Annotated in this window: 14 protein-coding genes; 6 read left to right on the plus strand and 8 right to left on the minus strand. The window is 61.4% G+C overall.

Translation table 11 applies throughout. The features are described 5' to 3' along the window. The first annotated feature begins 41 nt into the window (after positions 1-41). Positions 42-1,586 (plus strand): methyl-accepting chemotaxis protein, encoded by a 1,545-nt coding sequence (locus AC1ECK_RS14795; protein ID WP_480320310.1) that lies wholly within the window; start codon positions 42-44, stop codon positions 1,584-1,586. Positions 1,587-1,602: 16 nt separating this feature from the next. Here AC1ECK_RS14795 and AC1ECK_RS14800 read toward each other — a convergent pair whose 3' ends face one another. The 6 genes from AC1ECK_RS14800 to AC1ECK_RS14825 all read right to left on the minus strand — a co-directional run bounded on the left by AC1ECK_RS14800 (position 1,603) and on the right by AC1ECK_RS14825 (position 8,132). Next, positions 1,603-3,225, minus strand: a complete 1,623-nt coding sequence (locus AC1ECK_RS14800) for an MFS transporter (protein ID WP_480320634.1) — start codon at positions 3,223-3,225, stop codon at positions 1,603-1,605. A 2-nt stretch (positions 3,226-3,227) separates the two neighbouring features. Continuing rightward, entirely contained in the window at positions 3,228-4,178 is a 951-nt protein-coding gene (locus AC1ECK_RS14805; protein WP_480320311.1) for an ornithine cyclodeaminase family protein, read from the minus strand. Between the two features lie 69 nt (positions 4,179-4,247). Then, the gene (locus AC1ECK_RS14810; protein WP_480320313.1) at positions 4,248-5,252 is read right to left on the minus strand and encodes a 2Fe-2S iron-sulfur cluster-binding protein; all 1,005 of its coding nucleotides are present in this window, start codon (positions 5,250-5,252) and stop codon (positions 4,248-4,250) included. A gap of 70 nt (positions 5,253-5,322) precedes the next feature. Further along, positions 5,323-5,802 carry a GlcG/HbpS family heme-binding protein gene (locus AC1ECK_RS14815; RefSeq protein WP_480320315.1) on the minus strand — a complete coding sequence of 160 codons (480 nt, stop codon included), beginning with the start codon at positions 5,800-5,802 and terminating at the stop codon, positions 5,323-5,325. A 53-nt stretch (positions 5,803-5,855) separates the two neighbouring features. Next, complete coding sequence (locus AC1ECK_RS14820) at positions 5,856-7,313, minus strand: aldehyde dehydrogenase family protein (RefSeq protein WP_480320317.1); 1,458 nt, start codon at positions 7,311-7,313, stop codon at positions 5,856-5,858. Positions 7,314-7,400: 87 nt separating this feature from the next. Further along, positions 7,401-8,132, minus strand: coding sequence for an iron-containing redox enzyme family protein (locus tag AC1ECK_RS14825; RefSeq protein WP_480320319.1), 732 nt, complete (start codon positions 8,130-8,132; stop codon positions 7,401-7,403). 271 nt (positions 8,133-8,403) lie between these two features. On the opposite strand from AC1ECK_RS14825, the gene AC1ECK_RS14830 reads away from it, so the two are divergent. The 5 genes from AC1ECK_RS14830 (at position 8,404) to AC1ECK_RS14850 (ending at position 11,195) form a co-directional block, all read left to right on the plus strand. Beyond that, a complete protein-coding gene (locus AC1ECK_RS14830; protein WP_480320321.1) occupies positions 8,404-8,709 on the plus strand; it encodes a 2Fe-2S iron-sulfur cluster-binding protein in 306 nt (101 codons plus the stop codon). After that, entirely contained in the window at positions 8,706-9,029 is a 324-nt protein-coding gene (locus tag AC1ECK_RS14835) for a hypothetical protein (protein WP_480320323.1), read from the plus strand. The genes AC1ECK_RS14830 and AC1ECK_RS14835 overlap by 4 nt, the downstream gene beginning before the upstream one ends. A 52-nt stretch (positions 9,030-9,081) precedes the next feature. Beyond that, positions 9,082-9,360, plus strand: coding sequence for a 2Fe-2S iron-sulfur cluster-binding protein (locus AC1ECK_RS14840; protein ID WP_480320324.1), 279 nt, complete (start codon positions 9,082-9,084; stop codon positions 9,358-9,360). Then, complete coding sequence (locus AC1ECK_RS14845; protein ID WP_480320326.1) at positions 9,354-10,307, plus strand: alpha/beta hydrolase; 954 nt, start codon at positions 9,354-9,356, stop codon at positions 10,305-10,307. Before AC1ECK_RS14840 ends, AC1ECK_RS14845 begins: the two co-directional genes overlap by 7 nt. Before the next feature lie 192 nt (positions 10,308-10,499). After that, entirely contained in the window at positions 10,500-11,195 is a 696-nt protein-coding gene (locus tag AC1ECK_RS14850; RefSeq protein WP_480320328.1) for a GntR family transcriptional regulator, read from the plus strand. Between the two features lie 197 nt (positions 11,196-11,392). Here the strand turns inward: AC1ECK_RS14850 and AC1ECK_RS14855 are convergent, their stop codons facing one another. Beyond that, entirely contained in the window at positions 11,393-12,499 is a 1,107-nt protein-coding gene (locus tag AC1ECK_RS14855) for a porin (RefSeq protein ID WP_480320330.1), read from the minus strand. A 202-nt stretch (positions 12,500-12,701) separates the two neighbouring features. Continuing rightward, positions 12,702-14,249 (minus strand): hypothetical protein, encoded by a 1,548-nt coding sequence (locus tag AC1ECK_RS14860; RefSeq protein WP_480320332.1) that lies wholly within the window; start codon positions 14,247-14,249, stop codon positions 12,702-12,704. Positions 14,250-14,256: the final 7 nt, after the last annotated feature.

Below are 14,256 nucleotides of genomic sequence, written 5' to 3' on the forward strand. Positions count from 1 at the left end.
TCAGAAATCTTTCCAGAACAAGCATAACGATCGGGGGCAACATGTTTTCTCGTCTCTCCATTTCCGGCCGACTTTTGGCCACGATGGCCGTGCTGGGCCTGCTGATCATCATGGTCGGCGCGCTCGGGCAGCTCGGCATGAAGCGTTCGAACGATGCGCTGGATTACGCCTACTCGAACCAGTTGGCGGCATCGATTGCCGTGGGGCAAGCCAATCTGGACCTGGAGATCGCGCGCGTGGTCCTGGATCGCGCCCTGATGCACCCTGAGGCGCCGGATCTGCCGGTGGCCATCGCGAAGGCGCTCGGCCATCTTTCGGACTCCGATCGCGCGTGGCACACCTACCGAAGCATCAAGCTTGCGTCCGAGGAACAGGTGCTCGCAGACCATGTGGACGAAGCGCGCTCGGCACTGGTACAGCGTGGGATCGTGCCGTTGGCCGCGGCACTCAAACAAGGCGATCGCGAGACTGCGGACCGCATCGCAACGAAGACGATGTCGCCGCTCTCGCTTGTGCTCTCGACCAGCACCGACGCACTCGACCACTGGCAGACCGAGCACGGCAAGCAGGCGTTCGCCGCCGCGCAGCGTTTCAATGCACGGCTGCGCCTTGCGGGCGTGGTGTTGATCGCGCTCGGACTGGTCGTGTGCGTGGGCTGCGCGTACGGCTTGCGCCGCTCGATCGCGGTGCCGCTCGCCGGCCTGCTCTCGGCGCTCCAGCGCATTGCGCAAGGCGATTTGACCGTGCCGCTGAAGGCGCGCACGAGCGACGAAATGGGACAGCTCGTCGAGGGACTCGAACAGATGCAGGGTGGCCTCGAACAGACGGTGCGGCAAGTCACTCGCAGCTCCGATTCCATTGCCGCCACTACGCGGCAGATCGCTGCCGGCAACAACGACCTCTCGCAGCGCACCGAGGAGCAGGCGGCGTCGCTGCAGGAAACGGCGGCGAGCATGGAGCAGCTCACCGCGACAGTCCGGCAAAATGCGGACAACGCGCGCACCGCGCAAACGCTGACCGAATCTGCGCATAGCGTGACCGCCCGCGGCTCGCAGGTCGTGGGCGACGTCGTGCATACGATGACGGAAATCGACCGCAGCTCGCAAAAGATCGCCGAGATCACGGGCGTGATCGAAGGCATCGCGTTCCAGACCAACATCCTTGCGCTCAACGCCGCCGTGGAAGCCGCCCGCGCCGGCGACCATGGCCGCGGGTTCGCCGTGGTCGCGTCCGAGGTGCGTTCACTCGCGCAGCGCGCCGGCACGGCCGCGAAGGAGATCAAGACGCTGATCGACGCTTCGGTCGAGCGTGTGGCGTCGGGCTCGCAACTCGTCAACGTCGCGGGCGAGACGATGCAGGAGATCAGCGACTCGATCACACGTGTCGCGACGATCATGCGGGAGATCGCGAACGCGTCCGACGAGCAGCGCGACGGCATCGAGCAGGTGGGCCTTGCCGTGTCGCAGATGGATCAGGTCTCGCAGCAGAACGCGGCGCTGGTCGAGGAGGCAGCGGCCGCAGCCGCCTCGCTCGACACTCAGGCGAATCTGTTGCGCGACGCGGTTTCGGTCTTCCGGCTGAAGTGATCAGCGCGGAAGCGCCCTATTCCGGCACTGACAGATGTTGTGTCTCGGCCGCCGGCGCGACCAGTCGAATGATCGGCACCAGCACGACACCCACACACGCGAGCAGCATGCCGCAAGCTACGGCAAAAAAGGCGACGTGCAACGCGTGGGTCAGCGCGAGACGCGCGAGAGCCAATAGCGCATCGGCATCGGCGCTGGATCGGCCCGGGATCGACGCAAAATGAGCAGTAGTCCCAGCATTCATCAGCACCTGGGGGTTTTGCAACTGGGCGATCCACGCCGCCGACGCCCCACCCGTGTGGCTGGCCAGCATGGCCGAAAGACTCGCGTGATAGCTCACGCGCACCGTCGTTCCGACGAGCGCAGTGCCCAGCATGCCGCCGATCATGCGTGCGGACTGGATCATCGCAGTCGCAATGCCCAGTTGCCGCTTGCCGGCGACCTGCTGCGCGAACACGGTCAGATTCGGCATGATGAAACCGATACCCACGCCACCCGCGATCATCGCAAGTACGAAGGCCGGGTCTTCTACGGTGGCGTGCGTCGAGCCAACGCCGGCACACGACAGGACCAGCAACGCATACCCGAGATAGAGCAGCGTGTTGGGTCGTTTGAGGCGGGTCACGAAGCGGCTGTTGGTAATCGTGCCGACCGTAATGCACACCACCAGCGGCGTCACCGCAATGCCGGCCTGTGCGGCGCTGACGCCGTTTCCACCTTGCAGCAGCAGTGGCACATAAAAGAGCAACGAAAACAGCGCGACGCCCATCGCCGCCGACAGCAGCAGCAAGATCACCAGCCCTCTTTCGCGCACCAGCGCGGGTGGCACGATCGGATTTGCTGCACGCCGTTCCTCGCGAATCAGCAGCGCCAGGCCGCCGATGACGGCGATTGCATACGTCACCGCGCGCAGTTCGATGTCGCCACGTCCTAGCGCTTCCACCAGCAGTTGTAGCGCATACAGCGTGACGGCCAGGTAAAGCGCGCCTCGCCAGTCCAGCTTCGTCCTTTCGAGATGCATATGGCGGATATGCGGCAGATGCGCCGCCGCGAGATACAGGCTCACGACGCCCACTGGGAGATTCACGAAGAAAACCGACCGCCAGCCGTAGTGCTGGCTCAGAATGCCGCCCAGCGACGGGCCGATGGCGTTGGCGATGCCGAAGGCGCTGGAGAACAGCACCTGCCACCGCAACCGGACGACGGGATCGGGAAACAGATCGGGGATCGATGCAAAAGCGGTCCCGACCAGCATTCCGCCACCCACGCCCTGCAACGCCCTGAAGGCGACCAGTGCGGTCATGTTGCCGGCGGCGCCGCATAACACCGACGCCACCGTAAACACCACGATCGCGGCGACCACCAAAGGCTTGCGCCCGTACCAGTCGCCTAGTCGACCGAAGATCGGCACGGTGATCACCGACGTCACCAGATAGGACGTCGCGACCCACGCATACAGATCGAAGCCCTTCAGTTCCGCGACGATCGTCGGCAACGCAGTGCCGACCACGGTTTGATCGATCGCAACCATCATGACGATGCACGAGAGGCCGAGCATCGCAAGGAGCGATTGCCGGAAGCTTCGGGCATGTATCTCTCGACCCTGGCTACCCACGTGCGCGGGCTGCGACCGGTTCATCATCAGCGTAGACTCCCCGGATGCGAGGCCGGTTGCGCTGTGTACTTCGTCCACGCCAAACCAGCCAGCGCAATGTCCTGCAGGCCGATCCCGACCGCCTTATAGAGCACGATGTCGTCGACATGCGTACGACCGCTTTCTTTGCCGGCGAGAATGTCGCCGAGTTCGATGGTGTCGGCCCAGTCGAAGACGCCTGCGTTGACCTGGACCAGATCGCCCGCCTCTTCTCGCGCCTGCTCTCTCAGCTCGACAACGATACGCGATGCTCTTGCGACGAGTGCGTCATCGAGCTCCCGCGTATGCGGAAGACTCGAACCAATGGCAGCGACCAGCGCACCCGGGGAAACGGAATGGCCGTCGAACAGCGGCCCTGTCGCCCGCGTTGCTGTCACGATGACGTCTGCGTCACGCACGGCATCAGTTGATTCGCATACCTTGGCATCGACGCCACGACTCGAAAATTCCCGGTTCAGGCTCTGCGCCAGTTCATCTGTTTTTTCTATCCCGACGATCCGGAATCGCGTCAATCCGCTCGACCCTGCCAGCGCACGTGCATGCGCCTGCGCCTGAATGCCTGTTCCGAAGATCGCGACGGTCGTCGCGTTCTTTCTCGCGAGTGCACGGACTGCAAGCACCGTTGTGGCCGCCGTGCGGATACGCGTGATCGCGTTCGCGTCGAATGTTGCGAGCAGGCTGCCGTCGTGCGTGGAGAAAAGAACGATCGAAAAATTGAACTGGCCTGCGACAGTCGAGTAGACCTTCGCACCCGTCACGCCTTGCGACGGCAGCACCGCGCCGAGCGTGGACAGCTTGACGCCGTTCGCTTCGGTGCGCACGCGCTTTTGAACTGCCGCGTTGCCACCGGCCAGATCCTTGAAAGCCTGGTCCAGCACCGGAATCGCGTCGGTGATGTCGATCAGCTTGTCGATCTGGCTGTCGGTCAAGTGAATCATGAAGAGAAGTCTCGTGTGCTTGCGGTTGAAGTGATTGCGTCCACACCCGTCGAGGCGGGCGCGAACCGGTCAGGCCGTGACGTGCTGGAACGTGAAGCCGTCGGCGTAAAGATGATCAATGCTGGCGCCTCTGGAGATAAACGCGTGCTTCGCGCTACTGATCATCTGCGGCGACCCGCACAGATAGATCGAGCATTCCGCAAGGTCTACAAAGTCGCTACAGACGGCATCCTGAACGTAGCCACGCCGTCCGTCCCAACCGCTGCCGGCGCGCGACAGGACCGGAACGTAACGGAATTCGTAGAGCCGCTTGCCCCATGCGGGAATCTGATCGTGAAGGTAGAGATCCGCCTGAGTCCTGCCGCCCCAATATAACGAAACGGGTGGACAGTCCGGATCGTCCATCAACGATTCGAGCATCGCCTTGAACGGCGCGAGTCCGGTTCCCGTTGCCACCATCAGGATCGGACGGTAGTCCTCGTGGTGGTAGCGGAAACCGCCCAGCGGAAACTCGACTTCGAGAGACTGCCCCGGCCGCAATGCCGACACGGCGCCATCCGTGAAATAGCCCCCGGGAATGCGTCGAACGTGAAAATCGAGTGTTGTCGAGCGCGTCACCGATGCCATCGAAAAGCTGCGCCGCGTACCGTCGTCCAGGATGATGTTCACGTATTGGCCAGGGCGAAAGCGCGCCGGCTCGTCGCCGGGAATGCGCAGACTGAGATGCGTGACATCGCGGCTAAAGCCTTTCACCTCGACCACCTTCGCTACCACGCGTACCGGCTTGGGCACCTCCGTCGAAGTATCCGCGTTGCCGATCACCAGATCGCTTTTCGGCTTCGCCTGGCAGGCAAGCGCGAAACCCGCTGCGGCCTCTTCAGGCGCAAGCGCCATCGGAAACTCGTCGTAGTCGAGCTGCCCTTCCAGCACGCGAACGCGGCAGGTCCCGCAGCCGCCCAACATGCAATCATGAGGAATCCGGACGCCCGCGCGCAACGCGCCGTCCAGCAGCGATTCTTCACCCTGTACGTCGAAATGTGCTCCGGTCTCGTGCACTCTGATCTGAAAATCCATATCTGCCTCGAATACGGTACAACGCTCAACCCAGTGATTCAACGACTCAACGGGAACGGGCGCAGACGGCTTATTTCTTGATGTCCGCTTCGACCAGCACCGTATGGCCCGCCGCTCGCAAACGTTCCTGAAGCGCCTGCAACGCGGCCAGTCCGCACTGCGTGTCCTGGTCGCCATTGCCGCCACTCAGGCCCACGCCGCCAATCACCCGTCCATCTACGACGATCGGAAAACCGCCGACGAATGCCGCAAATCGGCCTTCGAAGCTGAGCTGGATACCGAACGCTTCATTGCCCGGCAGCGCCGGACCATTCGGCGCCTTGGTGAACAGATGGGTCGAACGCTTGTGACCTGCGGCCGTGAAGGCCTTGTTCCATGCGATCTGCGGGCCGGTGATGCGCCCTTCGTCCATCCGTTCAAGGACGATCGGAAAGCCGCCTTCATCGACGATACACACGGATTCCGGGACGCCGATCTGCTGCGCCCGTTCGAGCGCGGCGCGCACCATGTCGCGCGCTTCGGATAGTTCGAGTCGGAGGATAGTTTTCATGAAATTCGTCATCTCTTGTTTCGATAGTCGTGGTGCGACATGCGTGACGCACCTCAGATGCCGCGATATACCGTCTTGATCTGCGTGAAGAATTCGAGCCCGGCGCGTCCGGACTCGCGGAAGGTCGACGTGCTCGAGCGCTTCAGTCCGCCAAATGGCGCATTGATCACGTTGCCCGTTGTGGTGCGATTGATCTTGACGGTGCCGGCTTCGATGTCCTCGGCAAAGCGATGCATGTAGCGCGGATTCGATGTCGCAATCGCTGCGGCCAGACCGTATTCGGTGTCGTTGGCCTTCGCGATCGCGTCTTCATAGCCCGTCACCGAGACAATCGCGATCACCGGACCAAAAATTTCCTCACGGCAGATTCGCATCTCCTGGGTGACATCCGTGAAGACGGCCGGCGTGATGTAGTAGCCGTGTTCGTATTCCAGTCCGGTGAGACGTTCGCCGCCGATCAGATGCGTCGCCTGCTGTTTGCCCGCTTCGACGTACATGAGGACAGTTTCAAGCTGTTGCCTCGTGGCGAGCGGCCCCATATCCATGCCGGGCGTCATACCGCTGCCGATCTTGAGCGTCTTGATGCGGCCCACCAGCTTCTCGGTGAAGGCCTCCCGGATCGACTCCATCACCAGCACCCGGCTCGTACCCGTGCAGGCCTGGCCGGCAAGCGACAAGCCGCCTCTGATCGTCAGATCGACGGCTTTGTCCAGGTCGGCATCGTCCATCACGATCAGCGGATTCTTGCCGCCGAGTTCCATCTGGGTGCGGGTCGTGATCGGCACCGACTTGTGGATATATTCGCCGGCCGGTGTCGAGCCCGTGAAGGTGACGGCGCGAACCGCAGCAGACGTGGTGATCACGGAACCGATCGAGCTGGATTTTCCGGTAATGAAATTCAGTACCCCAGATGGAACGCCCCCTTGAGCGAATGCTTCTGCGAGCCGGTAGCCAATCAACGGCGCATCCGATGACGGCTTGAAGACGACCGTGTTGCCGGCCATCAGTGCCGGCGCGATCTTGCGTGCGGGGATCGAGATCGGGAAATTCCACGGCGTGATGACCGTCACCACGCCAAGCGGTTCGCGCTGCGTGTAGACGGCTTGATCCGGATCGTCGCTCGGAAAGGTTTCGCCGGTGAAGGTCTGCGCCTCGGTTGCATAGAAGCGCAGCACCTGTGCCGAACGCAGAATCTCGTCCCGGCTCTGCGCGAGGGGCTTGCCTTCCTCGCGCGTCAACTCGATGGCGAATTCATCCGCATGGGCTTCGAGCCACGCGGCCGCTTTGTTGACGATCTTGGCGCGCTGGCTCACGGAGGTCCGGCGCCACATCGGAAAGGCTTCAGATGCGGCGTGGACGGCCGCGCGTGCATCGGCGGCTTCCGACGCCTGGAAATGGCCGACCACGTCCCGTGTGTCTGCCGGATTGATGTTCGCAAAGGTCTGCCCGCTGACGCTGGCAATCCATTCGCCCCCAATCAGATTCTTGAATTCTGTCGCCGACTGGCTCATGACAATACCTCAGCCCAAATAACGTCTGATACGCGTTTGCACAACAAATTGGCGAACGGCCAGGGGCCGTCCGCAGCAGACATCCGCTCAGGCGGCGAGCCCGAGTTCGGGCAGAGGAAGCTCGCTCTGCACGTAGTCGTAGTAGAGCGCCGTCGTGTAAAGCAGGCGCATCTGCGCGCCGATTTCACAGATCTTCAGGCAACGCTGCTGCAACTCGGGCGTGTTCGCCTGTTCGAGGACGATCTGATAGCCCCGTTCGCCGTGGATTTCGTCCGAGACGATGTGCAGATCGAAGAACTCGACTTCCTCGTCGCTAAATTGATATTTCTCGCGCAGGGTCGGCGTCTGCTTGCGATAGATCGACGGCACCTGAGATTCAAGTCCAACCACCAGCGCCGCGACCGCGACTATCGGGTCTTCACGCATCGCGACCGAATAGCACCACGCCTGCAGACCGCGCGTCGTCGGCGACATGTTGTCGGGATCGACCACGCGCTCACGCGTGGTGCCGCACGCTTCGGCGAAACGGATCAGCAGATCGGTATGCCGGTCACCGCCGATTTCTTCTTCGTACATGTTGGCGAGCAGGAAGTCCTTTGCGTCCGTCAGATGATCGGGCATGCGCGCATACATATAGGCAAGGTAGTCGGCAAACGGGCCGACATAGTGGTAGTGGTTTTCAGCCCAGCGCGCCAGATGGGCGCGGCTCAGCTTGCCGCTCGCCCATGCAATGCTGAACGGCGCCTTATTGGCGCTCTTGCCCTTGATCGCTTCTTCGAGCGCTTTGCGGAAATCGTCACGGTTCATCAACTCAGCCATTTTTTGCTCCTGATTCGGGTGGAAACGACTCGATGGGCACCTTTGACCCTCGATACGCCTAGATTAGATCAATTTCAGAATATTGTATACCGTTATTGATGTCAATCGGCCAGAAAGACTTGTGAAAGACCGCTTCTCAACAACTTGGCAGCCTTCCTTGCCCACCGCATCCTCTAAAACAGTTTTAAGTATACAATGTTCTATGAAATCGATACAATCGTTTTTGTTTAGGGTGGCTGAGCACCCGTGTTGTCGGAGAGACAGGTTTTATATGCCCATCGTCATATTTCACAAGAACGGCTCGACACATCGCGACGAGGTGCCGGAGCACACCAACCTCGTGGTCCGCGCCGGGATAAAGCAGTTTCCCTATCCTCATCTGCGCTACGAATGCGGCATGGGCAAGTGCTCGAAATGCGCATGCCTTGTCAAAGCCGGCGCAGAACACCTGCCTCCGCCTAACTGGAAGGAAAAGAAGCAGCTCGGCGAGCGGCTCGAGCAGGGGTATCGGCTCGTGTGTCAACTGTGGGTCGAGCACGACGTCGAACTGGAACAGATCGAGGAGAGCGCGCAATGAACGGCGTCGAAATGGGTGGCGAAGTCTGCGTCATTCTGCCCAGCAAGCCTGGTCAGTACCGAACGGAACCGATCGGCGAACTCATCCCGGTCGAAGCGTGGGACTACCTGTATTACGGCCGCCATCTGGCCACCTTCGTGATCGCGGTCGTGCAGGGAGACGCCCGAATTCGCGTGACCGACGAAGCCGGGTTTCCATATCCCGTCACCGTGATGCCTATCCGGTTTCTTGAGAAATATCGCGGCCGCGCCGCGGCTGTGGCGGCGCTCGGCGTCCTGCTGGGTTCCGGACAGCCCGAGATCGAACTCAGGCAGCGCTAGTTGCGACCGGGGCAAAAGAAACAGCATTCACTTCGAAACGGCAGGGTTTGGCATGGTCAGGATTACGTTCATCAACAAGGATCGCAAGGCAGTCGACGCGCCCGTCAACAGCAATCTGCTGCGCGTGTCGATCCGTGAACAGGGCGGGATTCCGTTCAAATGCGGCGGCGGCCTTTGCGGCACCTGCAAGTGCAGGATTGAAGAAGGCGTCGAGCACACCGATGCGGTGAAGGAAAAGGAAAAGCGCCATCTCAGCGCGGCGGACTTCGAGGCAGGCTACCGGATGGCCTGCCAGACTTTCATCCACGGGGACGTCAGCGTGTCATGGTGAATCTCTCGAACCTCACCCTCGAGCCGCTCGGCTCGCTGAGCGACGCCGAACGTCGTCTGATGCTGGAAATAGGGCCGCGCTGGGGAAGCGACATCGTCGGACATCGCAAGCTGGTGATCGACTGCTACACGCCGCTGGTGGCGTCGGCGCCCAAGGACAATGTCGTCGTGCGACGCGACATTCCATACGGTCCGCATGCGCGGCAAGTCCTCGACGTTTTCACGCCGCGCGATCTCGACGAGAATCCGCGCGAATCGGCACCGCGCGCGGCAGTCGTGTTCGTGCATGGCGGGGCCTTCGTGCGCGGCAACAAGAGCGTCAACGGAGAGATTTACGACAATGTCTGCTACTGGTTCGCGGCTCAAGGCCTGATGGCAATCAACGTCGAATATCGGCTGGCCGATGTTGCACCCTATCCCGGCGGCGCGGAGGATGTGAGGGACGCATTGGACCTCGTGATCCGTCAGGCTGACAACTGGCGCATCGATCCTGACAAGCTGTTCCTGATCGGTCACTCGGCCGGCGGCGCGCATGCCGCGACCTGCCTCTTCGACCCGGCACTGTGTGCGCGGCAACCCGCCCCAACAGTCGCGGGACTCGTGTTGATCAGCGCCCGGCTCGTCGCCGATGTACGTCCGGGCAATCCGAATGCCAATCCGGTCCGCGCCTATTTCGGGGACAACGAACGATTGTACGAAGCACGCTCCGCGTTGACGCATGTCGCACGCTCAAACGTGCCCTTGATGATAGCGGTCGCCGAATTCGAAAATCCGTATCTGGACGAATACGGCGCGCAATGCTTCGTGGAAGCGCTCCGTCATCGCGGCGTCCCTCCCCGCTTCATCCAGATGCGCGGACACAACCACACGTCGATCGTCGCCCATTTCAACTCGGGCGAAGAATACCTTGGGCGCGAAATCCTTCAATTCATCGAAAGCATTGACTGATGCACGTTGCGTGCGGCGCTCGCTGCGGATGATTACGCGGGATCAGAGACAATTTGCGCGGCGTCAAGCTAGGCTTACAGCCATAGTGAATAGCATCGGGGATATATTATACTGACGACTGTATGCCGCGCCCGTCGGCTGGAACTGCTGTACAGATCACAGGATCCGTACGCGTCTGCTTTGAGTGTCCCTATGAAAATCGTCGATGCGCCGGTCGAGAGTCCTGAATCGAAGGGCATTCCGGGCGCCCCGCTCGGGCATCAACAGCTATCTCAGCTCGTCACGTCGCGGCTGCGGGAGATGATTCTGTCCGGGCAGCTCGAACCCGGCTACCGGCTGGTCGAAGGTCGGATTGCTGAGGACCTGAATGTCTCGCGCGTTCCGGTTCGCGAGGCATTAAGAGCATTGGGCGCCGAAGGGCTGGTCGAGATACGACCGCGTCTCGGCGCGGTCGTTGCGTCGCTGGAACCGGCCGCCGCGCGCGAAATGATCCAGATCCGCGCGACGCTCGAGGGGTTGAATGCGCGCCTCGCCGCCGAACACCGTACGCCCGAACTCATTTCCCGCATCGAGCAGGTGCTCGAGCAGGGACGGACTCAAATCGAGTCAGGTCCGGCAGATGGTTTCCTGGAACTCAATTCGCGCTTTCACGATCTGCTCTATGCGGCAGGCGCCAATTCGATGCTCGCGGATCTGATGCGCTCGTTGCGCGAGCGCACTCGCAGACTTTTCCTCACCACGAGCGATGAAGAGATCCGGCATACCTGGGACGAACACGCGGCGATCTTGCGCGCGGTGCAGTCCGGCGACGGCGCATTGGCCGCCATGCTGGCCGAACGGCACGTCATGCGCGCCGCGCAGTATTACCTGAGCAAGGCTGAGACGTAGATCAGCATGTCTTGCGCGGGGCCACAGCACTGCATCAACCGTCCCTTCCCTTTGGCCGACGACGGGCGCCGCCTCCTCACTTCAAACGGCCCGCGTTCGCGCGCAAAACTCCGATACAGTATACAAACACGCAGCAGCGACCGACGCTCCGTGCGGGAGCGCCGGTCGTCCGCGGCAAACCATCACGCAGGGCGTCGTCAGAACCTGTGCCGCATGCCTAGCGCGATCGTCGCCTGCTTGTCGGTCGTCGACGCTGTGAGGAACTGACTGACCTGTGCGAATCGCGCCGAGCCGCTCGCGCGCTGTCCCGTGCCCATCAGATATACGTCCGTGCGCTTGGACAAGTTGTAGTCGAGGAACAGATCCGCCTGCTCATAGCGCGGATGGGTGTCGCCGGCATCGACTTTTCCGTCGGTATAGACAAATGCCACGCCCAGCAGAAAGGCCGGTGTGAAGCGATACGACGCGTTGATTTCATAGTTGCGGAACGTCACATCCTGCGTTTCGAAACCGCCTTTGAACGTCGATTGTGTGAACGCACCTCCGATCTTCGCCTGCCCGAACTGGTAGCTCGCACCGACGCCGAACACGTCATACGCATGAGCGGCCAACGCGTAGCTGCCGTCGGCGCTGTTCGCCGTGGTCCAGAACGTGCCGGTGGCTAGCGCGCCCGGATGATCGACGTGCGTATAGGCCGCGCCCGCGTAAAAACCGTTGACCTGGTAGTGCCCACCCAGGCTCCAGACACTGTCCTGTGCGATAGATCCCGACTGGCCGCCCGGCGCATACATCGCTGTCAGTTGCGCACCGGCCAGAACCGGCGACGTGTACTTGGCCGTGTTGTTCACGCGGAAGCCGCGGTTGGTGTTGTCGTTATCGCCGGGGTGTTCGAACAGCACGCTCCATTGATCAGTGGTGACCGGCGAGATGTTTTCGACCATTTCTTCGTACTGTCGGCCGAGCGTGATCGTCCCGTATTGATCGCTGCTGAGCCCCACGTACGCCTGGCGCCCGAACATCAATCCGCCCTGACCCAACGTGCCGTTAGCGATCGAAAAGCCGTTCTCCAGCACAAACACCGCATGCAGTCCACCGCCGAGATCTTCGTTGCCCTTCAATCCCCAGCGATCCCCCTGCGTGATGCCGCTCATTTCCTGCCAGGTTTGGCCGCCCTTCTGGTTCGTCGTGAACGTGAGGCCAGCATCGAGCAACCCATACAGGGTCACGCTCGATTGCGCGTGCGCACTTGCGCAAAATGCCGATGCGACACCTGCCGCGATCATCGACCTTCCAAGTGTTTTCATCCGGGTTTTCTCCGTTAGATTGTCGTGTTTTCCATCAATACAAGGTGCAGTTGCTACCAATCATATTCATGACCATTGAATATTAATTAGTCGTACCTATTGTTTAGCTTATTGATTTATGATCCGCTCTGCACTCTCTTCGTTTACGGCGAGTTCAGTTGTAGTTCGAAATCGAAGGCGCAGCGTCAGAACCCGCTTGCCGTCACCAGATCAGAACCGCAATCAACGTCGAGATCAGAAGGCCGCACACCACCGGCACGAGCAGATTGCGCACCGCCTCCAACACCGGCACACGCGCAAAGCTCGCTACCGCCGCCAGCGCCGACCAGGCGGTCAAAGTCTTCCCGGTCCAGACCGAGCCCATCTGACCGATTGCGGCTAGCGTCGACACATCGAGGCCAACCGCGCGCCCCAACGCGCCCGATAGCGCCCCGGTCAAAGGCAGTCCTGCGAATCCCGATCCGTCGATGCCCGTGACCATGCCGGAGATCAGGATCCCGAACGACACGAAGAACTTGTCGTGCGGAATCATGTGTTCGCCAGCCTTCACCAGATCGGCCAGGAGCCCAGGCGCGACCGTACCTGTCGACAGCCCCAGGATAGGCGCCGCCGTTCCCGCGACGCCGATGAAGAAAAAACCGGCGATCGGCAACACCGAACTCATCGCGCGAAATGAGAAGACGAATCCTTCCGTGATGTGCTCTGCCGTACTTCGGCACACGGAACGGTAATCGCGAGCGGCGGCGACGATCACCACCAACATGGCCGCGAGACCACCGACCAGCGCGGCCGCCGCGTTTCCACTCGCACCCTGGAAGCCGGGGATCAGGTGCGGCAACACCATATAGGCGACGACGCCGAGGAAGGCCACTGGCGTGACGATCGCGAAGCAGCGTGACCACCAGTCCTGCGCGGGCGTCAGCGAGTCGCGCTGTGAAGTCGAAGAGCGCATTACAGCGACGCCCTGTCCGCCACCATCGCCGACTGAAGCATGCTGAGGCTTGTCGCGGCGAATGCGCGCGTGGCTCGGCGCGCGTACCTGCGACGACGAGTTCGCTGTGATCTCGATCGCTTCCCAGCGCTCGAGATTTTCGATGCTTGGGGCGACGATGCGTCCACGAATCCTGAAGTAGGCAATCAGAAAGGCAATGCCGCCCGTAATCAGGGAAAGCAGCAGCGCCTTATCTGCGACTGCCGGCATCGCGACCGCAGCGGCTTTCGCGCTGATGCCGGGCGCGACCTTGATGACATAATCGGATGAGAGCGCCGTGCCCAACCCCGCGATGCCAATGCACATCGCTGCACCGAGCGGCGGCACGCCGGCGTAGATCGCAGCCGGCAGCAAGATACCGGCGATCAACGGGACGGCGGGCGTCGGCCAGAAGAACAGTGCCAACACGTAGCTCACCCCGCCGAGCACGAAATATCCGACGTGGCCGTTGATCATCAGGACCTTGAACGGCTGGACCATCCGGACGTCGGCGTTGATGCGTTTGAGCGCATTGAGCAAGGCCGTCATCAATGAAATCACGAGGAAGATGTTGAACAACTCTCGTGCTGCAGTCAGTGGCGCGAAAAATACAGCCTCTAGCGCCGTCGACCCATGCCCTGAATACGCCAGCACCGTCGCAAAAGTTGCCAGGATGGCGGGTGCGACGACATTCGCCCTGCAAACCATCGTGCAGATAATCGCGACGATGCCGCAGAGATAGATCCAATGCGCCGGGGTAAGTACAACGTGAGGTTCCATTACGTCT

This window comes from Paraburkholderia sp. SSBN10T (assembly GCF_056619545.1).

Excerpts from the sequence above, each read along its gene's own strand:
- AC1ECK_RS14855 (WP_480320330.1), bottom strand. The coding sequence starts at position 12,499 with ATGAAAACACTTGGAAGGTCGATGATCGCGGCAGGTGTCGCATCGGCA.
- AC1ECK_RS14810 (WP_480320313.1), bottom strand. The coding sequence starts at position 5,252 with ATGGATTTTCAGATCAGAGTGCACGAGACCGGAGCACATTTCGACGTA.
- AC1ECK_RS14830 (WP_480320321.1), top strand. The coding sequence starts at position 8,404 with ATGCCCATCGTCATATTTCACAAGAACGGCTCGACACATCGCGACGAG.
- AC1ECK_RS14800 (WP_480320634.1), bottom strand. The coding sequence starts at position 3,225 with ATGAACCGGTCGCAGCCCGCGCACGTGGGTAGCCAGGGTCGAGAGATA.
- AC1ECK_RS14840 (WP_480320324.1), top strand. The coding sequence starts at position 9,082 with ATGGTCAGGATTACGTTCATCAACAAGGATCGCAAGGCAGTCGACGCG.
- AC1ECK_RS14845 (WP_480320326.1), top strand. The coding sequence starts at position 9,354 with ATGGTGAATCTCTCGAACCTCACCCTCGAGCCGCTCGGCTCGCTGAGC.
- AC1ECK_RS14805 (WP_480320311.1), bottom strand. The coding sequence starts at position 4,178 with ATGATTCACTTGACCGACAGCCAGATCGACAAGCTGATCGACATCACC.
- AC1ECK_RS14815 (WP_480320315.1), bottom strand. The coding sequence starts at position 5,802 with ATGAAAACTATCCTCCGACTCGAACTATCCGAAGCGCGCGACATGGTG.
- AC1ECK_RS14850 (WP_480320328.1), top strand. The coding sequence starts at position 10,500 with ATGAAAATCGTCGATGCGCCGGTCGAGAGTCCTGAATCGAAGGGCATT.
- AC1ECK_RS14825 (WP_480320319.1), bottom strand. The coding sequence starts at position 8,132 with ATGGCTGAGTTGATGAACCGTGACGATTTCCGCAAAGCGCTCGAAGAA.
- AC1ECK_RS14860 (WP_480320332.1), bottom strand. The coding sequence starts at position 14,249 with ATGGAACCTCACGTTGTACTTACCCCGGCGCATTGGATCTATCTCTGC.
- AC1ECK_RS14795 (WP_480320310.1), top strand. The coding sequence starts at position 42 with ATGTTTTCTCGTCTCTCCATTTCCGGCCGACTTTTGGCCACGATGGCC.
- AC1ECK_RS14835 (WP_480320323.1), top strand. The coding sequence starts at position 8,706 with ATGAACGGCGTCGAAATGGGTGGCGAAGTCTGCGTCATTCTGCCCAGC.
- AC1ECK_RS14820 (WP_480320317.1), bottom strand. The coding sequence starts at position 7,313 with ATGAGCCAGTCGGCGACAGAATTCAAGAATCTGATTGGGGGCGAATGG.